Genomic DNA, 18,653 nt, shown 5'->3' on the forward strand with positions numbered 1-18,653 from the left:
CGGGACCCGCCGGGGTCCCGGGAGCCGTACCAGGGGGAGGAGACGGGGCGCATGGTCGCCGGACAGACCACCACGGTCGAGGCCACCGGGGTGCTCTTCGAGCCCCGCCCGGACGATCCGGGCGCGCTGGTCGACGCCGCCGGACGCCAGCCGGTGATCGACCTGACCCGCCGGCTGCGACCGGCCTCGACCCCGATCGACGAGAAGAAGCTCACCCCGTTCCTCGGCTACTGGGGCCAGCTGCGGCCGGGCCAGAGTCCCGAGGCGTACGTCATCAAGGTGATCCTGGCCGGCACCACGCCGCCCGGCCGGCCCGACGCCGGCGCCCCGATGGTCGGCCCGCAGGCCGCCCGGCTGCTGGCGAATGAGGAGGAGGCGGCCCGGCGCAACGGGCTGCTGCCCGACGGTGTGCCGGCCACCGGGGTCGGCGGCGGGTACGCCTGGGTGGTGCGGCGCTACATCCACGGTCTCACCCTCACCCAGACCCGCACTCAGGGCGGCCTGGAGGGCAACCGGGCGGTGCTGGCCCGGCTGATGCTGGAGCGGATCGTCGAGCTGCACACCCGCACCTACAACGGCCACCCGCTCTACCACGGCGACATCAAGCCGGCGAACGTCATCGTCCAGGTCTCCGGCCGGGAGATCACCGGGGTGGAGCTGATCGACTACGAGTCGGGCGGCGCGACGGGTGACGAGGGCCCGGCGTGGCGGCACGCGACGTTCCAGTTCGCCAGTCCGGAGCACTTCCTCTCGCCGCGGATCGACCAGGCCTCCGACGTCTTCTCCTGGGGGCTGACCGTCCTCGACATGTACGCCCCCAACCGCCACCCGTTCGTCGGCGGGCTGGACGATCCGCGGGAGTACGAGGACGCGTACGGCACCGGACGCAGCGCCGACGAGGCGGTGCTCGCCGCGATCACCGACCCGGTGGTGCGTGAGTGCGTCCGTCTCGCGCTGACCGTACGGTCCGACAACCGGCCCAGCGCCCGCGCCCTCTACAGCCGGCTCACCTCGGGCAGCACCGCCCGCCCGGCCGGCCCGGTGCAGGCGCCGACGACGACCTTCGAGCTGCCCCGCCGCGATCCGGAGGACCCGGATGCGACCGCCCTGCGGTCCTACGCCCTGCCGCCCGCCGCCCCGTCGGCCGGCGGGACGACGGCCCCGTACCCCGGCGTGACCGCGCCGCAGGCCGGCGTGACCGCTGCGTACGACGACGGGACCCGGGTGGCGCCCACCCGGGCGGTCTACCTGCCGCTGGCGGCGGAGGAACCGCCTCCACCGGTGGCCTGGCCCCGCGCGGGGCTGTTGGCCGACACGGCCGATCCGGACTCGGTGCCGGCCCAGCTCGGCGCGTGGTGGCGGCAAGTGTTCGCCGTCGAGGGCTATCTCGGCGCGGAGCGGTTCGGCCCCGGTCACTGGGTCGGCTATCTGGTCGCGGCGGTGTTCGCCGGCGGCGTGGTGGGCGTGCTGGTGGGCGTGGTCCTGCTGGCCCTCGGAAGGGTGGTGGTCCCGTGAGCGTGTCCTCCTTCGACGAGGCCGAGCGGCGCCGGCTGGCGCGGCTTGCCCGGCATGCTGCCCTGCTCCGCTACACCCGTCGGGTGCGGATCCTGCGATCGGTCGGGCTGGTCGTCGCGGTGCTGGTCGCCCTGTTCGTGGTGATCCACTGATGACCCGCTATCTGTGTCCCCAGTGCGCGGTGCACTACCGGGCGAACGAGTTCACCACCTACACCGCGCAGAGTGAGCGGTGGGCCCCGCCGCATCGCGACGCGATGAGCACTCTGGTCCGTGGGGTGCGGACCCTGCTCGGCGTCACCGTCGCGGACCACGACCGGGCGCGGGCCGAGCACCTGGAGATGCTGCGCCTCGGCGTGCACCACCGGTGTCCGCGCGGCCATGTGATGCCGGCCGAGTTCCTCCGCCGGGAGACCCTGCCGATCGGCCTGATCGGGCCGTCCTCGGTGTCGAAGTCGACCTATCTGGCGGTGTTGCTGCAGCGGATCGTCGGGATGACCGACCTCGCCCCGATGGGCCTCACCTTCACCGTCGAGGAGCGTTCCAAGGGCATCTACCAGCGCGACTACGTCACCCCGCTGGCGATGCGCCGCCCGCCCGAGCAGACCCGGCTGGAACGTACGTCGCCGCTGGTGGTCCGGATGCACCGGGACTGGGCCGCCGACGAGGACGTCAACTTGCTGTTCTTCGACGCCGCGGGGGAGGGATATCGCGACGCCCGGTCCAGCGCCGACCTCAACCCGTACCTGTCGGTGATGGCCGGCGCTCTGGTGTTCTGCTCGCCGGTCAACCTGGCCTTCGGCCCGGAGACCGGGTTCGCGCTCGCACCCGGGATCGAGGGGGCGACCGCGCCGGGAGCGGGCACGGTGGTCGCGGCGTTGCAGTCGGCCCGTACGGTCGCGGACGGTCGACGCGACCCGGTGCCGACCGGCGTCGTGGTCGCCAAGTGCGACGAGCTCGCCCCGCTGGAGGCCCGCCAGCCGCACCCGGGCCAGGCGATCCCGCTGGACGCCCGGCTGTTCTACGGACACGAGGACGCCTACCTGCGCCGGCAGTCCCGCTGGCCGTACGAACTGCTGGCCGCGCACGGACAGGCGATCCTGGCCGAGGCCGAGCGGTTCTCGCTGCTGACCCGCTACCACGCGGTGTCGGCGACCGGCAGCCCGGTGAACAACCTGGGGATGTTCGACACCATCGCGCCGGTCCGGGTGCACGAACCGCTGCTCGGGCTGCTGCACGACATGGGTCTGCTGGTCGGGGCGACCGCGCTGTACGGGCCGGAGCGGGTCCATGGCTGAGATCCAGCAGGCCGTCATCGGCTGGGGCCCGACCAGCAACGGGCTGGGGGTGCTCGGCGCCTCGGTCGGGTGGCCGACGATCGACGGTCTGCCGTGGCTGCCGGACGCCGCGCGGACGTTCCTGCCCCGCGGTTCCGACGCCGAGGTGATGCGCGGCACCGAACCGCCCTGCGGGCTCGAGGCCCGGCCCACCGAGCACGGCACCCTGCTGGTCTCCAAGGTCTACCTCGGCCGGGTCGGCCGGCCGGGCACCTTCACCGCGCACTGCCTGCTCGACCCGACCGGCCGGCAGTGCGCCCACGACCTGTTGGAGCTGGCCCGCGACGGCGTGTTGCTGCGCCGCGAGGAACAGCCCGTCGGCGGCACCCTCGAGGTGCTCGGCCTGCCCGCCCGCCGCACCCGGCCCGAGCCGGGCGGCGTCCCGGCCGACCTGCTCGCCCTGCTGTTGGCGCACCTCGCGGACCGTACGCCGCTGCTGCTGCGGACGGCCGACCGGGGCGGCGGGGTGGAGACCCTGTCGGCACTGGCCCACGCGCTGCCGCGGAAGGTCGCGGCGGACCTGTGGTGGTCCACCTTCGTCGCCCAGCCGGACGACCCGGCGGAGGTCGGTGGGCCGGGTGTGGGGCTGGTGGTGCCGCCGTTCTCGGCGACCGGGGCAGCGGAGCCGGACGCCTTCGGCGCGCCGGTCCGGCTGGACCTGGCCGGGCGGGCCGATCCGCTGGGCCGGGCCGATCCGCCGGGGCGGGCCGGCCTGCCGGAATCGACCGGGGAGGTCATCGATCTCGACCGCGGGCCGGTGCCGACCGACGACCGTGCCCGTGCTCTGCTCCGCAGCTACCTGGACCAGCCGGAGCGGGCGGCGGAGGCGGACGGGGCCGACGCGTTCAGCGCCGGACTGGACGCCCTGGTCGTCGACCCGGCGCTCCCGCTCGACGAGCGCGGCATGGACCTGCTGGCCGCGGAGGTGGGCCCGTCGATCTTCGCCCGGCTGCTCGCCGGCCCGCACGCGATGGCCCGGCTCGCCGAGATCGTCCGGGCCCGTCGCCGGCTGCCGTACCGCACCCTGTGGACCGCCGTCCCTGCGCTGACCGACGCGATGTTCGCCTGGTTCGGGCCGGTGCAGGCCGACCCGGAGACCCAGGCCCGGGCCCAGCGGGTGATCTGCACCACGATGGACTCCCGCAATCTCGTCCGCCTCGTCGCCCGGCCGCTGGGCCGTGACGCGGCGGACTACCGGCCGGTGGTCGCGGACCGCAGGCTGGCCTCCGCGTTGGCCGGGCTGGCTGGCCCGCTCGAGGCGTACGAGTGGCGGGTGCTGACCGAGGAGTGGAGCCCGGTCGTCGACGCCGCCGTGGTGTCCTGGCTCACCGGCTGGACCGACGCCCCGGCAGACCTCGCCCGGCTCGCCGCGGACCATCCGGCATTCGTCGCCGGGCTCGACGCGGCCCTCGCGGAGGTGGCCGCCGACCCCGGCACGACCCCGGCGGACGTACGCTCCCGGCTGGCGACCTGGCGGGGACTGCCGGCGGAGGAATGGGCCGACCTGCTGCTCGACTGCCCCTCCGCCCCTGCCGGCGCTCCCCTCGCGGCACTGGCACGTCTCGACGTCCGTGACGTACGCCAGGTCCTGCGCCGGGCCTGGCCCCGGCTGGCCGCCCAGGCCGGCATCCCGGCGGCGGTCGCCGACGAACTGCGGGTCCGGGGGCTCGGCGGCTTCTGAGGGCGGAGGTGCTCCCGCAACCACTGAGCCCGGACGTTCCCGCGGGAACGCGGCCCGGCCGAACATGGCGTGGGGTCGGCCGGATCAGCTCCGTGCGGCAGCCCGCAGCCGCGCGTCGGCGGTGTCCATGTGCTGGTTCATCTGGGCCACTGCGGCGTCGGCGTCCCCCTGGGCCATCGCGTCGAGGATCTGCCGGTGCTCGAGGAAGGCCGTGCGCATCTGCTCCTTGTCCTGGATGTGGTGTTCCATCCAGATCCGCAGCAGCGCCCGGATCGTCCCGAGCAGTTCCATCAGGGTGGCGTTCTCGGCGGCGTCGGCCAGGGCGACGTGGAAGCGCAGGTCCGCCTCGACGAACGCCTCCTCGCCGAGAGTGTGTTCCTGGGCTTCAAGGGCTTGCCGCAGCGCCCGCTCGTGGTCGGGGCTGAACCGGTCCGTCGCCAGGCGTACGGCATGGGTCTCCAACGCTCGGCGGACCGACAGCAACTCGTCGATCCGGTCGGCGTTGAGCAGGATCCCCCATTGGAGGGTGCGCGGCAGCAGTTCGGAGGTGGTGTCCCGTAGATAGGTGCCGGAGCCTGGCCGGATCTCGACGATGCCGAGGATCTCCAGCGCGGCCAGGGCCTCCCGTACGGCCGACCGACCTACTCCCAGTTCCTGCGCGAGGGTCCGCTCGCTGGGCAGCCGCTCGCCGATCGCGAAGTCCGCCGAGGTCAGCCGGGTCAACAGGGCCTGGGCGGTCTGGGCGGCGAAGGAGGCGCCGCGGATCATCGCCGGTTCGCTCGTCTCCAGGGCGATACGGGGCTCCGGCGTCGACATGGGCCCATGGTACGAGCCGGAGCGACCGACCTCGCGGCGCCGGGCCGGGCGGGAGCTCGTGTCGGCGCCGGAGCGTGAATCGGATCACCCAACAGGTCAACCGGTTGACCAATCTGCTTCGCGTATTCCATGATGGTGCCGTCGACAGAGTGGTCGGCGACCGGGCCCCCAGCGTCGCGGCCCGGTGTCCCTGAAGGAGTCAATGTGGATTCTGCACAGGCCGCTGCGGCGGCTCATCGGAGCGAAGCCGATGTCCTGGAGCGATCGGCTGTTCGCAAGGTGTCGTTCCGACTCGTGCCCTTCGTGGCACTGATGTTCTTCATCAACTACCTCGACCGGACCGCCATCTCCTTCGCCGCGCCGAACGGGATGCGGACGGATCTGGCGATGACCGCCGCCCAGTTCGGCTTCGCCTCGGGCGTCTTCTTCATCGGCTACATCATCCTGGAGATCCCCTCGAACCTGGCCCTGCACCGGTTCGGAGCACGCAAGTGGTTGGCCAGGATCATGGTCTCCTGGGGCGTCGTCGCGGTGCTCTTCACCTGGGTGCAGACGACGGGCCAGCTCTACTGGCTGCGGTTCTTCCTCGGCGTCATGGAGGCCGGCTTCTTCCCCGGCGCCATCCTGTTCCTGTCCATGTGGGTACCGGCCAAGCATCGTCCCCGGGTGCTGATGCTCTTCTATCTCGCCCAGCCACTGACCACCGCGATCGGTGCGCCGCTGGCCGGTGCCCTGATCCAGCTGCACGGCCTGTGGGGCCTCGAGGGCTGGCGAGTGATGTACCTCTTCGTCGGCGCCCCGGCCATCCTCGTCGGCGTCCTGTGTTGGTTCTACCTCAAGGACAAGCCGCGGGACGCGGCCTGGCTCACCCCCGCCGAGCAAGACTGGCTGACCGGTGCGCTCGCCTCGGAGGAGCGGGCCAAGGAGGAGACCGAGCGGATCGGCGTACGCCAGATGTTCGCCTCCGGTCGGGTGTGGGTGCTCTCCTTCGTCTACTTCGGCTTCATCTACGGCCTCTACGCCCTCGGCTTCTTCCTGCCGACCATCGTGGCCGGATTCAAGGCGCAGCTGGGCGAGATGACCCCGTCGCTGCAGGGCCTGATCACGGCCGTGCCGTACGTCATCGCCGCGGTCGTGATGTACCTGTGGTCGCGCGACGTGCAGTCACGCGGTCTGCGGACCTGGCACATCGTCGTCCCGGCGGTGGTCGGTGGCATCAGCATCCCGCTGGCCCTGTTCACCTCCCACCCGGTGCTGACCATCGCCATCGTCTCCGTCACCGCCTCCTCGATCTTCGCCGTGCTGCCCAACTTCTGGACCCTGCCGACCAAGTTCCTCACCGGTGCCGCCGCAGCCGGCGGCGTGGCGCTGATCAACACGATCGGCAACCTGGCCGGCTTCTCCGCCGGCTACATCACCGGCTGGGTGCACGATCTGACCAACGGTTACCTCGTGCCGATGATGGTCGTCGGCGGCTTCATGATCCTCTCCGGGATCCTGCTGGTCCTGTTGGCCTCGCGCGGCAGTGTCACCACCACCGACGCCGACGCGCCCGCCGGGAAGGTCCTCGCGTGAGCCTCGGACTCGGCACCTACGCCCTCTTCTGGGAGTGGTCGGACCGTGCCCCCGACCCGATCGACCTGCCGGGCATGCTGCGGCGCACCCGCGATCTGGACGCCGACGTCTTCCAGATCTGCGACTATCCGGCGCTCGAGACGTACGGGGACGCGCGGCTGCGCGACCTGCGGGCGACCGCCGAGGATCTGGGGGTCGAGCTGGAGCTCGGGACCCGCGGGACGGACCCGGAGCACCTCCGCCGCTATCTGCACCGGTGCGACCTGCTCGGGGCGCGCGTGCTGCGGTCGATGGTCCAGGTCGGTCCCGGGACGCCGAGCCTCGACCGGGTGGTGACGACGCTGCGGGACCTCCGCGGTGACCTCGACGCCCTGGGGGTGGACCTGGCTCTGGAGACGTACGAACAGCTGCCGTCGGCCACCCTGGTCGACATCGTCGAGCGGGCGGAGCACCCGCGGATCGGCATCGCTCTCGACCCGGCCAACTGTGTCGCCGCGCTCGAGCACCCCGACGACGTGATCGACCGCTGCGCGCCGTACACCCTCGACCTGCACGTCAAGGACTTCGCCTTCAGCCGGCAGGCCGGCTGGGTCGGGTTCAGCTACGCCGGGGCGCCGATGGGGGAGGGACTCCTCGACTACGCCCACGAGCTCGACGCCGTCCGCCCGCTCGAGCGCGGCATCAACCAGATCGTCGAGCACTGGCTCGTCTGGCAGGGCGACCCACAGACCACCATCGCCGAGGAACGGCGATGGACCGAACGAACACTCACCTACGCAAGGGAACGGATCCAACCATGACCGAGAACCTGACCATCGCAGTGATCGGCGCCGGCGGCAAGATGGGCCAGCGCGTGTCGAACAACCTGCGGCGTACCGATCACACCGTGTACTACTGCGAGACCAGCCCGGCCGGCCAGCAGCGGGTGCGCGACGCCGGCCTGGCGGTGACCCCGAACGAAGAGGCCGTGCCCGGTGCCGACATCGTCATCTACGCCGTGCCGGACGTCGCTCTGGAGGCCGTCACCACCGCCACCGTGCCGCTGCAGAAGGGCGGGTCCATGGTGCTCACCCTGGATCCGGCCGCTGCGTACGCCGGGCTGCTCTACCTGCGCGCCGACCTCGACTACGTCGTCGCCCACCCGACCCACCCGTCGGTGTTCCTCGAGCGGACCACCGCCGAGGAGTGGGCCGACACCTTCGGCGGGATCGCCGCCGCGCAGAACTCCGTCGCCGCCCTGCAGCAGGGCGACGAGTCGATCAAGCCGCTGGCCGAGGAGATCATCGCCACGATGTACGGCCCCGTCGACGGCGTCTACTGGGCCTCGGTCCACGATCTCGCGGTCCTCGAGCCGACCCTCAACGAGACCATCGGCTGCATGATCGGGCAGTTCCTCAAGGACGCCATGGACACCACGGTCGAGAAGACCGACATGGACGAGGACACCGTGAAGGCGATGTTCTACGGCCACGTCTACATCGCGCTGACCAACGCCCTGCGCGGCTCCAACCCCTTCTCCGACGCCTGCCTGCTGGCCATGGACTACGGCCGGGAGGCGCTGATCAAGGACGACTGGGAGCGGATCTTCAACGACGACGACCTGGAGATCGTGATCTGCAAGATGCTCGGCATCGAGGCCGTCAACCACCACCCCGAGGTCCACGCCCCGCAGCCCGCCACAGTCTGACCGCCGGCAGCAGGCAGCCACCAGGAGATCCCGATGACCCACCTCGTCAATGACCCCACCACCTTCGCCACCGACAGTCTGAGGGGCTTCGTCGCCGCCCATCCGACGTACGTCCAACCGGTCCACGGCGGCGTCGTCCGGGCCACCGGCTCGCCCTCGGGTGAGGTCTCGGTCGTCGTCGGCGGCGGCGCGGGGCACTACCCCGCGTTCGCCGGCTGGGTCGGACCCGGCATGGCGCACGGAGCCGTCTGCGGCAACGTGTTCGCCTCGCCCTCCGCCTCCCAGGTGCAGGCGGTGGTCCGTGCGGCCGACAACAGCGGTGGCACCGTCCTGCTCTACGGCAACTACGCCGGGGATGTGCTGCACTTCGGACAAGGCGCGGTGCACTGCCGGGCCGAGGGCGCCGACGTGCGCGAGATCGCGATCAGCGACGACGTGGCGTCCCGCCCGGTCGCGGAGTGGCGGGGGCGGCGCGGTATCGCCGGGGATCTCCTGGTCGTCAAGGCCGCCGGTGCCGCCGCGGCGACGGGCCGCGACCTCGACCGGGTCGTCGCCGTCGCTGAGCGGGCCAACGCCCGGACCCGCTCGGTGGGGGTGGCCTTCACCGGCTGCACGCTGCCGGGATCCCGGGAGCCGCTGTTCGGCGTGCCGGCCGGTGGCTACGCTCTCGGTCTGGGCATCCACGGCGAGCAGGGACTCTCCGTCGCACCGATGGTCCCGGCGACGGAGATCGCCCGGACCATGGTGGACACTCTGCTCGCTGAGGAACCGACGCCCGGCGTGGCCGGCTACCAGCGGCGCGCCGCCGTCCTGCTCAACGGGCTGGGGGCCACCACGTACGAGGAACTCTTCGTGCTCTACGGCTCGGTCGCCGACCTGCTGACGGAACGGGGCATCGTCATCGTCGCCCCGGAGGTCGGTGAGCAGGTCACCAGCTTGGACATGGCCGGCTGTTCGCTCTCCCTGATGTTCCTCGACCCCGAACTCGAGGAGCTGTGGACCGCACCCGCCGACACCCCGGCCTTCCGCCGCGGTGCGGTGCCGGCCGGGACCAGCCGACGGATCGTCCCCGAGGACCGCGCGGCGGCGCCGGTGGTCGAGGGATCGGCGGAATCCCGTGGCCAGGCGGAGGCCGTCGTCGCCGTGCTCGATCGGGTGGCCGATCTCGCCCGGCGGGTCGAGACCGAACTGGGCCGGATCGACGCGGTGGCCGGGGATGGCGACCACGGGCAGGGGATGGTGCTCGGCTCGGCGGCGGCCGCCCGGGCCGGCCGGGCCGCGCTCGGCGAGGGTGCCGGCGCCCGGACAGTCCTCTCCCGGGCCGGGGCAGCCTGGGCGGAAGGGGCCGGCGGCACCTCCGGCGCGCTGTGGGGCGCTGCCCTGGGCACCGTCGCGACCGGGCTCAGCGACCAGGATGCCCGTGACGGCGCGGAGCTGATCGCGGCGGTCGTTGCCGGCGGGCGGGCGATCCAGGACCTGGGTGGCGCCGCCGTCGGGGACAAGACCATGGTCGACGCCGTCGTTCCTTTCGTGGAGCGGCTCGTCGAGACGTACGCCGACGACCCCGACCTTCCCCGGGCCTGGACCGAGGCCGCCGGCCGGGCCACCGAGGCCGCCACCCGTACGGCGCTCATCCCGGCCCGGCTGGGCCGGGCCCGCACCCACGGCGACGACTCGATCGGCACCCCGGATCCGGGGGCCGTCTCGTTCGCCCTGGTGATGGCCGAGATCGGCCGGGTGCTGGCCGACTACGACGTCGACCACACCTGCGATCCATCGTCCCGATCCACGTCCACGGTCAACGCCATCGTGGCCTTCGAGGCGGAGGGAGTGCGATGACGGTGGACGAGCCGCTCACCTGGATCGGCACCAGCTGGAAGATGAACGGCTCGCTGGCGTTCGCCCGGGCGTACGCCACCGGATTGCGGGCACGCGCCGCCGCGGGGTGGCCCGGGATCCAGCCGTTCCTCATCCCGCCGGCCACGGCGTTGGCCGTGGTGAGTGAGGTGCTCCGGCCGGCCAGCGGGATCATCGTCGGTGCCCAGAACGCGCACTGGGAACAGCGAGGCGCGTGGACCGGTGAACTGTCGGTCGAGCAGGTCGCCGACGCCGGGGCGACGCTCGTGGAGATCGGGCACTCCGAGCGCCGGGCGTGGTTCGGTGACACCGATGAGGTGGTCCATCGGAAGGTCCTGGCGACCCTGCGGGCGGGCCTGCGACCGCTGGTCTGCGTCGGCGAGTCGGCCGAGGATTTCGCCGCCGGCCGCTCCGTCGAGGTGGTGACCGCCCAGGTCTCCTCCGCGCTGGCCGGCGTCGCCCCGGGAGAGGGACAGGCGCCGCTCGTCGCCTATGAGCCGATCTGGGCCATCGGGGAGCACGGCCGGGAGGCGACGCCCGAGGACATCGTCGCGACGGTGGGGGCGATCGCCGACCACGTCGGGGATCGGGTGGGATCAGTCCTGTACGGGGGGTCGGTCAACCGGGAGAACCTGACCGACATCCTCGGTGTCCCGGGGGTCGGTGGTGTGTTCGTCGGGCGGGCGGCCTGGACTCTCACCGGCTACCTCGCCCTGCTGGATCTCGCGGCAGACCAGCTGGCCGGTCGGCTCAACGTCGGATGATGGGTGCCGCCGACACCGAAGGACTGGTTGATCGTTGAACTAAATCCTTCTACTCTGGAGGGGGTCGGCCGAGGGATCGGCCCCGGCGGCGGCCCGCGGACCAAGGAGCATCCATGAGCACCCGGCTGCCCACCTATTTCGTCTCCCACGGCGGTGGGCCGTGGCCGTGGATCAAGGACATGATGCCGGGGATGGAGAAGCTCGAGGCCTCGCTCCGGTCCATCCCCACCGAGCTCGGCCTCACACCGCGGGCGGTGCTCGTCATCTCGGGCCACTGGGAGGAGCCTGAGTTCACGGTCCAGACCAGCGCCCACCCGCCGATGATCTACGACTACGGCGGCTTCCCCGCGTTCACCTACCGCATCCAGTACCCGGCGCCGGGGGCACCGAACGTCGCAGCCCGGGTCGGCCAGCTGCTCGAGGACGCCGGCATCACCACCCGCTACGACGCGCAGCGTGGCTACGACCATGGGCTGTTCGCCCCGCTGTACGTCATCTACCCGCAGGCCGACGTCCCGATCCTGCAGCTCTCCCTGAGAAGCGGCTACGACCCGGCCGCCCACCTCGCCGCCGGCCGGGCGCTGGCCCCGCTGCGCGACGAGGGCGTGCTGATCATGGGCAGCGGATTCAGCTACCACAACCTCGCCGCCTTCGGCCCGAGCGCCGGCCCCGCCTCGACGGCGTTCGGCGACTGGCTCAACACGACCTTGGTCGAGGGGCCGGTCGAGGAGCGTACGCAGCGCCTGCTGCACTGGGACGCTGCGCCCGGTGCGCGGGCGAGTCACCCGGCCGAGGATCACCTGATCCCGCTGATGGTCGCGGTGGGTGCCGCCGAGACCGAGGCCGGCGTACGCATCTACCACGAGCACGAGTTCATGGGTGCGATCGATTCTTCCAGCTTCCGCTTCGGGGAACTGCCGGGGTCGGGTCGCTGACGCCGTCCTGACCTCGTGGTCGCTGGAGTATGAGGTCGCTGGAGTATGAGGGCGCTGGGGTGATCCCCGGCCCGAGCCGGCGCCGCTCAGGGAATCGGATCGAAGTCGCCGCGCCAGCTCTGCAGCACCACGCTCGTGTCGGTGCCGGCGATCTCCTTGTGGGAGTTCAGATCGGTGACCACGAAGTCCCGCAGCGCCTGGGAATCCGGCACGGCCACCCAGACGATGAGATCGGAGTGGCCGGAGGTGAAGAACACGTGCAGGACAGAGGGTGATTTCGCCAGCCGCTGGGCCTGCTGCTCGATCTCGTCGCGCATGCCCGGATGGATGCGGACCGAGATGAGCGCCAGCAGCGGCCGCCCGACGGCCGCGGTGTTCACCTCCGCATGGAACCCGGTGATCACGCCCGCGTCGACGAGGGCCTGGATCCGGGAATGGCTGGTGGACTCCGCGGTCGCCGTGGCGGCCGCGAGGGCTGCGTTGCTCATCCGGCCGTTCTCCATCAGGAGCCGGAGGATCTGGTGGTCGATGGCGTCGAGCTGCCTGTGTCGGTGCCCCTTGCCGGGCTGCGGGACAGGGCGAGGGTTCGGCTGCTTTGCCACGGGAAAACAGTACGCTCCGCGGCTCGCCCTCGGGAAGGCCACGTACGGACGCACAGGGAGGGCCAGGTACGTACGCACCGGGAAGGCTACGTACGCACCGGGAGGGCTACGTGCGCGCTTCCTCGGCCGTCCGCACTTCCTCGGCCGCCCGGACCCGCTCGGCATCGAAGTCGATGGGCGCGGCGCCGCTGCGGGTGTTGCGCATCAGCCGCCAGACGATCGCCATGAACGCGATCCAGATCGGCGCGGCCAACAGGGAGATCCGGGAGTCCTTGGACAGCCCCAGTGCCACGAAGATGAGCAGGAAGAACACCAGGGTCGCCCACGACATCGCCGCGCCGCCGGGCATCTTGAAGGTCGACTCGGCGTGCCGCTCGGGGTGCTTGCGGAGGAAGGCGAGGTAGCTGACCATGATCAGGCCCCAGACCGAGAGGTAGAGCACCGAGGAGACGCCGGCGACGAGGCTGAAGGCGTCCATCACCGTGTCGCTGAGCATCACCAATGCGATGGCCGGGGAGATGCACAGCGCGGTCAGGATCAGGGCGTTGCGCGGAATGTGGTGCGAGGAGAGGCCCTCGAACACCCCTGGCGCGTTCTTCTCGCGGGCCAGCCCGTACATCACGCGGGAGGTCGAGAAGACGCCCGAGTTGGCGGACGAGGCCGCGGAGGTGAGCACCACGAAGTTGACGACGTGGAAGGCGATCAGGATGCCGATGAAGCTGAACATCTCGACGAACGGGCTCATGTCGGGGTTGATCAGGTCCCAGGGCTGGACCGACATGATCACGGCGAGCGCGAGGACGTAGAAGATCAGCACCCGGGCGGGGATCGCGTCGATCGCCTTGGGGAGGTTCTTCTGCGGATCGGCGGTCTCGGCGGCGGCGGTGCCGGCCATCTCGATGCCCTGGAACGAGAAGATCGCGATCTGGAAGCCCGCCAGGAAGCCCATCCCGCCGGTCGGGAAGAAGCCGCCGCGGTCCCACAGGTGGGCGAAGGAGGCCGCCGGTGCGCCGGCGGTGGGGGGCGTGAACGCCGTGATGGCCAGGTAGCCGCCGACGACGACCAGCGCGACGATCGTGACGATCTTGATCATCGCGAACCAGAACTCCAGCTCGCCGAAGACCTTGACCGCGACCATGTTCAGGCCGGTCAGCAGCAGGATGACGCCCAGGGCCGGGATCCACTTGGGCAGGTCGGGGAACCAGAGCCCGAGGTAGCCGGTGATGGCGGTGGTGTCGGCGATGCCGATGACCACCCAGCACATCCAGTACGTCCAGCCGATGTAGAAGCCTGCCCAGGGCCCGATCAGGTCGGTGGCGAAGTCGGCGAACGACTTGTAGGCGAGGTTGGACAGCAGCAGCTCGCCCATCGCCCGCATCACGAAGAAGAGGAAGAAGCCGATGATGGCGTAGACGAGGAGGATCGACGGTCCGGCGAGGTGGATCGTACGTCCGGAGCCGAGGAACAGGCCGGTGCCGATGGCGCCGCCGATGGCGATCAGCTGCAGGTGGCGGTTCCGCAGGCCGCGGCTCAGGTGCGGTCCCTCCTGGGTCGGAGTGCCGGTGCGGGAGCGGGTGGGCGCGGCCTGTTCGGCCGCGGTGGTCAGGGAGTGGGTGGTGGAGGCGGACACGCGGGCTGCGGTGGTGGGGGAGTGGCCGGGTGCCGTGGATGCTGTGGAGGTCATGTCGGGACTCCTTTGTCTCCGGTGGATGTTTCTCCGCGGGGATGCAGTGGGGGTGGGCGCCGTACGCCCACCCCCCGGGTGCCTGTGTCAGGCAGTGAGAACGTACTGGACGGCGACGGACTCGATCGAGAAGGCCTCCGCCACCGGGCGGCAGGTGAGCAGCCCGGCGGTGGTGTTCAGGCCCTTGGCGAGGGCGCTGTCGTCGAGGCAGGCCTGCTTCCATCCCTTGTCGGCCAGCTTGATCGCGTACGGCAGTGTCGCGTTGGCCAGCGCCCAGGTGGAGGTGTTCGGGACTGCGCCGGGCATGTTCGCCACGCAGTAGAAGGTGGAGTTGTGCACCTGGAAGGTCGGGTTGTCGTGGGTGGTCGCGTGCGAGTCCTCGAAGCAGCCGCCCTGGTCGATGGCCACGTCGACGAGCACCGAGCCGGGCTTCATCTGGGCGACCATCTCGTTGGTGACCAGCTTCGGCGCCTTCGCGCCGGGGATGAGCACGGTGCCGATGACCATGTCTGCGGCCAGCACCTGCTCGCGGACGGCGAGGGCCGTCGACGTGATGCCCTGGACCCGGTTGCCGTAGCGCCAGAACGTCATCCGCAGCTTGTCGAGGTCGGTGTCCAGGACGGTCACGTTGGCGCCCATGCCGAGCGCGACGTTCGCCGCGTTCTGTCCGGCGGTGCCGCCACCGAGGACGACGACCTTGGCGTTCTGTACGCCGCCGACGTCACCCAGCAGGACGCCACGGCCGCCGTACGGCTTCATCAGCGCGTGGGCACCGACCTGCGGGGCCAGGCAGCCGGCGACCTCGGACATCGGGTAGAGCAACGGGAGCATCCCGCTGGGCAGCTGCACCGTCTCGTACGCGATCGCGGTCGTCCCGGCGGCGAGCAGCGCCTCGGTCTGCGGCCGGTCGGCGGCCAGGTGCAGGTAGGTGAACAGCAGCAGGTCGTCGCGCAGCAGGCCGTACTCCTGCGGGACGGGCTCCTTGACCTTCATCACCATCTCGCCCGCCGCCCAGGTGGCCTCGGCACCCTCGACGATGGTGGCACCCTGTTCGGCGTACTCCGCGTCGGCGAAGGACGAGCCGGCACCGGCGCCGGCCTGCACGAACACCTGGTGACCGTGGCGGACCAACTCATGGACGCCCGACGGCGTCATCGCGACGCGGTACTCGTTGTTCTTGACCTCGGTGGGGACTGAAATCCTCATGGGAGACCTCCGATTTCGGCTGTGCCGCGGACCCTCCGCGGCACCGATGGAGTGAGTCTCGAATGGACAGACGCACACAGGGAGGTTCGGGGCGCAAAACCGAAGGAACCTCGATCCGGAGGGTCCTTCGACGGGCTTCGTCCGGGCATCGGGGGCACGAATCGCGAAGAATCCTCGGTGACTGGTCCGCACCTGTGCGTCGTACGTCGGTGGCCTCACAGGGTTGGACGGAACGACCGTCGCGACCCCCTCGGTCCGGCAGGCCGGTGCCCTCGGTCGGGCAGGCCGGTGCCCTCAGTCCGGCAGGCCGGCGCCGTTCCAGCTGAACCGTGCGGGCCGCCGCTCCAGGAAGGCCGCCGTCCCGTCGGCGAGGTCGGGACTGTTCGCCACCTGCTCCATCCAGGCGTCGACCCGCTGCGCGGTGAGCGTACGGTCGACCATCCGGTCCACCAGGTCCTTGGTCGCCTGGATCGACAGCTGCGAGCGCTTGGCGATGTCGTCGGCCAGCGCCAGGGCGCGGTGCAGCACGACGTCGTCGGGCAGCAGTTCGTCGACGAACCCGATGTGGCGGGCTCGTTCGCCGCCGATCAGGCCTGCGGTGAAGATCAGGTACTTCGTGGCGGCCGGGCCGATCAGCCGGACCAGGCGCTCCAGCGGGATCGGCGGGTAGACCAGGCCGAGGTTGGCCGGCGGCACCCCGAAGCGGGCCGACAGGCCGGCGATCCGGATGTCGCAGGCGCCGGCCATCAGCACTCCGCCGCCGACGCACGAACCGTTGATCGCCGCGATGGTCGGCTTGGGACAGCGGGCGATCGCCTCGTGGGCGTTGGTCGGCCGGTCGTTGTCGAGGATGGTGTCGAGTTCGCTGATGTCGGCGCCGGCGCAGAAGTGCCCGGAGGCACCGGTGATGACCACGACCCGTACGTCGTCGTCCGCCACCACCCGCTCCATCAGCGCCGGCCAGGCCGACCACATCGGAGTGGTCATCGCGTTGCGCTTGCGTGGGTGGTCGATGGTGATCAGGGCGGTCGCGCCGCGGGTCTCCAGGGTCAGTCTGCCGGTCTCGCTCACAGGCGCATTGTTCCCCCGCCGAGGGGCGTCGGCAGCCGGACAGGTCCCGATGCACCGGACGACGGCACGCCGGACGTGTCTCCGGTCACCTCGCGACGGTTCGGACGCTCCTCGGACGTTCCCGCGGGAACGCCTCGGCACCGTCACCAGCGCTCGGCGATCACCTTGTCGTACAGCTCGGAGAACTGCGCCAGCCGCTCGGAGTAGTAGGCGGTCCGGCGCGGGTGCGGTTCGGCGATCGGGCCCAGGTCGGGGGGCGTACGCTCCACGCCCGGCGCCAGCATCTCGAGTGCCAGCAGCGCCGATCCGTGCAGCGTCGCGCGTTTGATCGTCACCGGCGCGACCGGGCGGCCCATCACGTCGGCAAGGATCTGCAGCAGTTCGGGGCGGTCCTGGGTGACCCGGCCCTGGGCGAGGATCCGCACCGCCCCGGGGGCGTGCGCGACGAGCTGGACGGCGATCCGGCGGTAGGACAGCCCGACCCCCTCGACCACCCCGCGGTAGAGCGCGACCGGATCAGTGGTGGCGTGCACTCCGGTCATCAGGGCGGTGGCGTGGGAGGCCCAGCCGGTGGACCGCTCGCCGCTGAAGAACGGCAGCACCAGCGGGGTCTGCTCGGACGGCTCGGCCAGCAGCGCCCGACCGAGCGCCGGTTCGGGCGGCAGGGCGAGGGTGTTCGCGGCCCAGCTGAGGGCCCGGCCGACGTCGTTGACGGCGCCGCCGAGCAGCGAGCGGCGGCGATCCACCCGGTAGCACCACAGCCCGGTCGGCACCTGCTCCAGCGGGCCGGACACCATCACCCGCAGCGCCCCCGAGGTGGCGGCGGAGGCGCCGATCGTACGGTTGTCGGTCGCCCCGGCGCCCACGCTGGCGCCCAGCCCGTCGGCGATCGTCGGGAACCACCGGGCGCCGCGCAGTGCCGGCCAGCGGGCGTCCAGGCGGTTGTCCGCCGCCTCCAGTGGCTGGTCGGGGTCGCGGACGGCCGACAGTTGGGCGGCGCCGATCCCGCACAGGTCGAGCATCTCGGGATCCCACTGGCCGGTGCGCCGGTCGAGCAGGCCGCTCCACGAGGCGGCGGAGGTGCCGACGGCCGTCCGGCCGAGGAGGTGCAGGTGGAGGTATTCGCCGAGGCTGATCCACCGGTCGACCTTGTCGAAGGTCCGCGGATCGGTCGACGACAGCCAGCGCAGCCGCGCCGGCAGATAGGAGGCGTGCAGGCGGACGCCGGTCCGCTCGTGGATGGCGTCCTCGTCGACGAGTTTGCGCAGTTCGTCGACCTGCTGGCCGGAGCGGGCGTCGGCGTACGTGTAGCAGGGGGTCAGCGCCATCCCCTGCCGGTCGATGCCGATCAGCGAGGAGGCGAAGGTGTCGAGGGCGACGCCCTTGAGGCGGCCCTTCAGGTCCTTGGTGGCCAGGCCGTCGATGATCTCGATCACCTCGGCCAGCACCCGGTCCGGGTCGATGGTGGAGGTCCCGTCGGCGCGGGCGGTGAAGGTGTGGGCCACCTTGACCCGCTGGCCGGCCGGGCGGCCGTGGGCGTCGTAGAGCGAGCCCCGGCTCGCGGTGCTGCCGATGTCGATCGCCAGGACGAGCGGGTCGGTGGCCTTGGCGAGTTCGATCTGGAAGATGCTCCTGGCCATCCTGCCTCCGGGGGTCGTACGGGCTCGCGTCACCCGGCGCGGGCCGTGGGTCATGTGTGCTCGGGGACTCGGCTCGCCGTCAGGCGCCTGTTGCCCTCGGGGTGGTCGTGTCGTCCATGGCCCGATGTCCTCCGACAGCGTAGTCCGTTGCCAGGCAGGTGATCAGCCCGGTGCCGATCGACCGGACAAAGCCGTCGGTACGCCGGCCTGGACGTCGCCTGGGGCGGGACCCGGACTCGGATCCCGCCCCAGGCGGTCGTACGTGGCTTGGCGGCCGTCACCAG

Annotated in this window: 16 protein-coding genes; 10 read left to right on the top strand and 6 right to left on the bottom strand. The window is 71.5% G+C overall.

Annotated features, from left to right (window positions below):
• Window positions 1–51 precede the first annotated feature (51 nt).
• The 4 genes from R0146_RS06455 to R0146_RS06470 are packed head-to-tail and all read left to right on the top strand — an operon-like array spanning window position 52 to window position 4,532.
• Window positions 52–1,515, top strand: a complete 1,464-nt coding sequence (locus tag R0146_RS06455; RefSeq protein ID WP_317692041.1) for a serine/threonine-protein kinase — start codon at window positions 52–54, stop codon at window positions 1,513–1,515.
• Entirely contained in the window at window positions 1,512–1,667 is a 156-nt protein-coding gene (locus R0146_RS06460) for a hypothetical protein (RefSeq protein WP_317692042.1), read from the top strand. The genes R0146_RS06455 and R0146_RS06460 overlap by 4 nt, the downstream gene beginning before the upstream one ends.
• Window positions 1,667–2,812 carry a hypothetical protein gene (locus R0146_RS06465; protein WP_317692043.1) on the top strand — a complete coding sequence of 382 codons (1,146 nt, stop codon included), beginning with the start codon at window positions 1,667–1,669 and terminating at the stop codon, window positions 2,810–2,812. The genes R0146_RS06460 and R0146_RS06465 overlap by 1 nt, the downstream gene beginning before the upstream one ends.
• Complete coding sequence (locus tag R0146_RS06470; RefSeq protein ID WP_317692044.1) at window positions 2,805–4,532, top strand: hypothetical protein; 1,728 nt, start codon at window positions 2,805–2,807, stop codon at window positions 4,530–4,532. Before R0146_RS06465 ends, R0146_RS06470 begins: the two co-directional genes overlap by 8 nt.
• 84 nt (window positions 4,533–4,616) lie before the next feature.
• On the opposite strand, the gene R0146_RS06475 is transcribed toward R0146_RS06470, so the two are convergent.
• Window positions 4,617–5,348, bottom strand: a complete 732-nt coding sequence (locus R0146_RS06475; RefSeq protein WP_317692045.1) for a FadR/GntR family transcriptional regulator — start codon at window positions 5,346–5,348, stop codon at window positions 4,617–4,619.
• A 204-nt stretch (window positions 5,349–5,552) separates the two neighbouring features.
• Here R0146_RS06475 and R0146_RS06480 point away from each other — a divergent pair, with 204 nt between their 5' ends.
• The 6 genes from R0146_RS06480 to R0146_RS06505 all read left to right on the top strand — a co-directional run bounded on the left by R0146_RS06480 (window position 5,553) and on the right by R0146_RS06505 (window position 12,166).
• Window positions 5,553–6,923: an MFS transporter gene (locus R0146_RS06480; RefSeq protein ID WP_317692046.1), complete on the top strand. Its 1,371-nt coding sequence runs from the start codon at window positions 5,553–5,555 to the stop codon at window positions 6,921–6,923.
• Window positions 6,920–7,723 (top strand): sugar phosphate isomerase/epimerase family protein, encoded by an 804-nt coding sequence (locus tag R0146_RS06485; RefSeq protein WP_317692047.1) that lies wholly within the window; start codon window positions 6,920–6,922, stop codon window positions 7,721–7,723. The genes R0146_RS06480 and R0146_RS06485 overlap by 4 nt, the downstream gene beginning before the upstream one ends.
• Window positions 7,720–8,610 (top strand): phosphogluconate dehydrogenase C-terminal domain-containing protein, encoded by an 891-nt coding sequence (locus tag R0146_RS06490; protein WP_317692048.1) that lies wholly within the window; start codon window positions 7,720–7,722, stop codon window positions 8,608–8,610. The genes R0146_RS06485 and R0146_RS06490 overlap by 4 nt, the downstream gene beginning before the upstream one ends.
• A 33-nt stretch (window positions 8,611–8,643) precedes the next feature.
• Window positions 8,644–10,449 carry a dihydroxyacetone kinase family protein gene (locus tag R0146_RS06495; RefSeq protein WP_317692049.1) on the top strand — a complete coding sequence of 602 codons (1,806 nt, stop codon included), beginning with the start codon at window positions 8,644–8,646 and terminating at the stop codon, window positions 10,447–10,449.
• Window positions 10,446–11,231: a triose-phosphate isomerase gene (locus R0146_RS06500; RefSeq protein WP_317692050.1), complete on the top strand. Its 786-nt coding sequence runs from the start codon at window positions 10,446–10,448 to the stop codon at window positions 11,229–11,231. Before R0146_RS06495 ends, R0146_RS06500 begins: the two co-directional genes overlap by 4 nt.
• A gap of 113 nt (window positions 11,232–11,344) precedes the next feature.
• Window positions 11,345–12,166, top strand: coding sequence for a DODA-type extradiol aromatic ring-opening family dioxygenase (locus R0146_RS06505; protein WP_317692051.1), 822 nt, complete (start codon window positions 11,345–11,347; stop codon window positions 12,164–12,166).
• 86 nt (window positions 12,167–12,252) lie between these two features.
• On the opposite strand, the gene R0146_RS06510 is transcribed toward R0146_RS06505, so the two are convergent.
• The 5 genes from R0146_RS06510 to R0146_RS06530 all read right to left on the bottom strand — a co-directional run bounded on the left by R0146_RS06510 (window position 12,253) and on the right by R0146_RS06530 (window position 18,369).
• A complete protein-coding gene (locus R0146_RS06510; protein WP_317692052.1) occupies window positions 12,253–12,768 on the bottom strand; it encodes an Lrp/AsnC family transcriptional regulator in 516 nt (171 codons plus the stop codon).
• A 106-nt stretch (window positions 12,769–12,874) separates the two neighbouring features.
• Window positions 12,875–14,452 carry an amino acid permease gene (locus R0146_RS06515; protein ID WP_317692053.1) on the bottom strand — a complete coding sequence of 526 codons (1,578 nt, stop codon included), beginning with the start codon at window positions 14,450–14,452 and terminating at the stop codon, window positions 12,875–12,877.
• An 87-nt stretch (window positions 14,453–14,539) separates the two neighbouring features.
• Window positions 14,540–15,658: an alanine dehydrogenase gene (gene ald, locus R0146_RS06520; RefSeq protein ID WP_317692054.1), complete on the bottom strand. Its 1,119-nt coding sequence runs from the start codon at window positions 15,656–15,658 to the stop codon at window positions 14,540–14,542.
• Between the two features lie 294 nt (window positions 15,659–15,952).
• Window positions 15,953–16,729, bottom strand: coding sequence for an enoyl-CoA hydratase/isomerase family protein (locus R0146_RS06525; RefSeq protein ID WP_317692055.1), 777 nt, complete (start codon window positions 16,727–16,729; stop codon window positions 15,953–15,955).
• Between the two features lie 143 nt (window positions 16,730–16,872).
• Window positions 16,873–18,369, bottom strand: coding sequence for a gluconokinase (locus R0146_RS06530; protein WP_317692056.1), 1,497 nt, complete (start codon window positions 18,367–18,369; stop codon window positions 16,873–16,875).
• Between the last annotated feature and the right edge of the window lie 284 nt (window positions 18,370–18,653).

The organism is Raineyella sp. LH-20, assembly GCF_033110965.1.
Lineage (GTDB): Bacteria > Actinomycetota > Actinomycetes > Propionibacteriales > Propionibacteriaceae > Raineyella.

Bases quoted from the DNA above. Each gene is read 5' to 3' on its own strand.
- R0146_RS06455 (WP_317692041.1), top strand. From the start codon at position 52: ATGGTCGCCGGACAGACCACCACGGTCGAGGCCACCGGGGTGCTCTTC.
- R0146_RS06465 (WP_317692043.1), top strand. From the start codon at position 1,667: ATGACCCGCTATCTGTGTCCCCAGTGCGCGGTGCACTACCGGGCGAAC.
- R0146_RS06470 (WP_317692044.1), top strand. From the start codon at position 2,805: ATGGCTGAGATCCAGCAGGCCGTCATCGGCTGGGGCCCGACCAGCAAC.
- R0146_RS06475 (WP_317692045.1), bottom strand. From the start codon at position 5,348: ATGTCGACGCCGGAGCCCCGTATCGCCCTGGAGACGAGCGAACCGGCG.
- R0146_RS06490 (WP_317692048.1), top strand. From the start codon at position 7,720: ATGACCGAGAACCTGACCATCGCAGTGATCGGCGCCGGCGGCAAGATG.
- R0146_RS06495 (WP_317692049.1), top strand. From the start codon at position 8,644: ATGACCCACCTCGTCAATGACCCCACCACCTTCGCCACCGACAGTCTG.
- R0146_RS06500 (WP_317692050.1), top strand. From the start codon at position 10,446: ATGACGGTGGACGAGCCGCTCACCTGGATCGGCACCAGCTGGAAGATG.
- R0146_RS06505 (WP_317692051.1), top strand. From the start codon at position 11,345: ATGAGCACCCGGCTGCCCACCTATTTCGTCTCCCACGGCGGTGGGCCG.
- R0146_RS06515 (WP_317692053.1), bottom strand. From the start codon at position 14,452: ATGACCTCCACAGCATCCACGGCACCCGGCCACTCCCCCACCACCGCA.
- ald (WP_317692054.1), bottom strand. From the start codon at position 15,658: ATGAGGATTTCAGTCCCCACCGAGGTCAAGAACAACGAGTACCGCGTC.
- R0146_RS06530 (WP_317692056.1), bottom strand. From the start codon at position 18,369: ATGGCCAGGAGCATCTTCCAGATCGAACTCGCCAAGGCCACCGACCCG.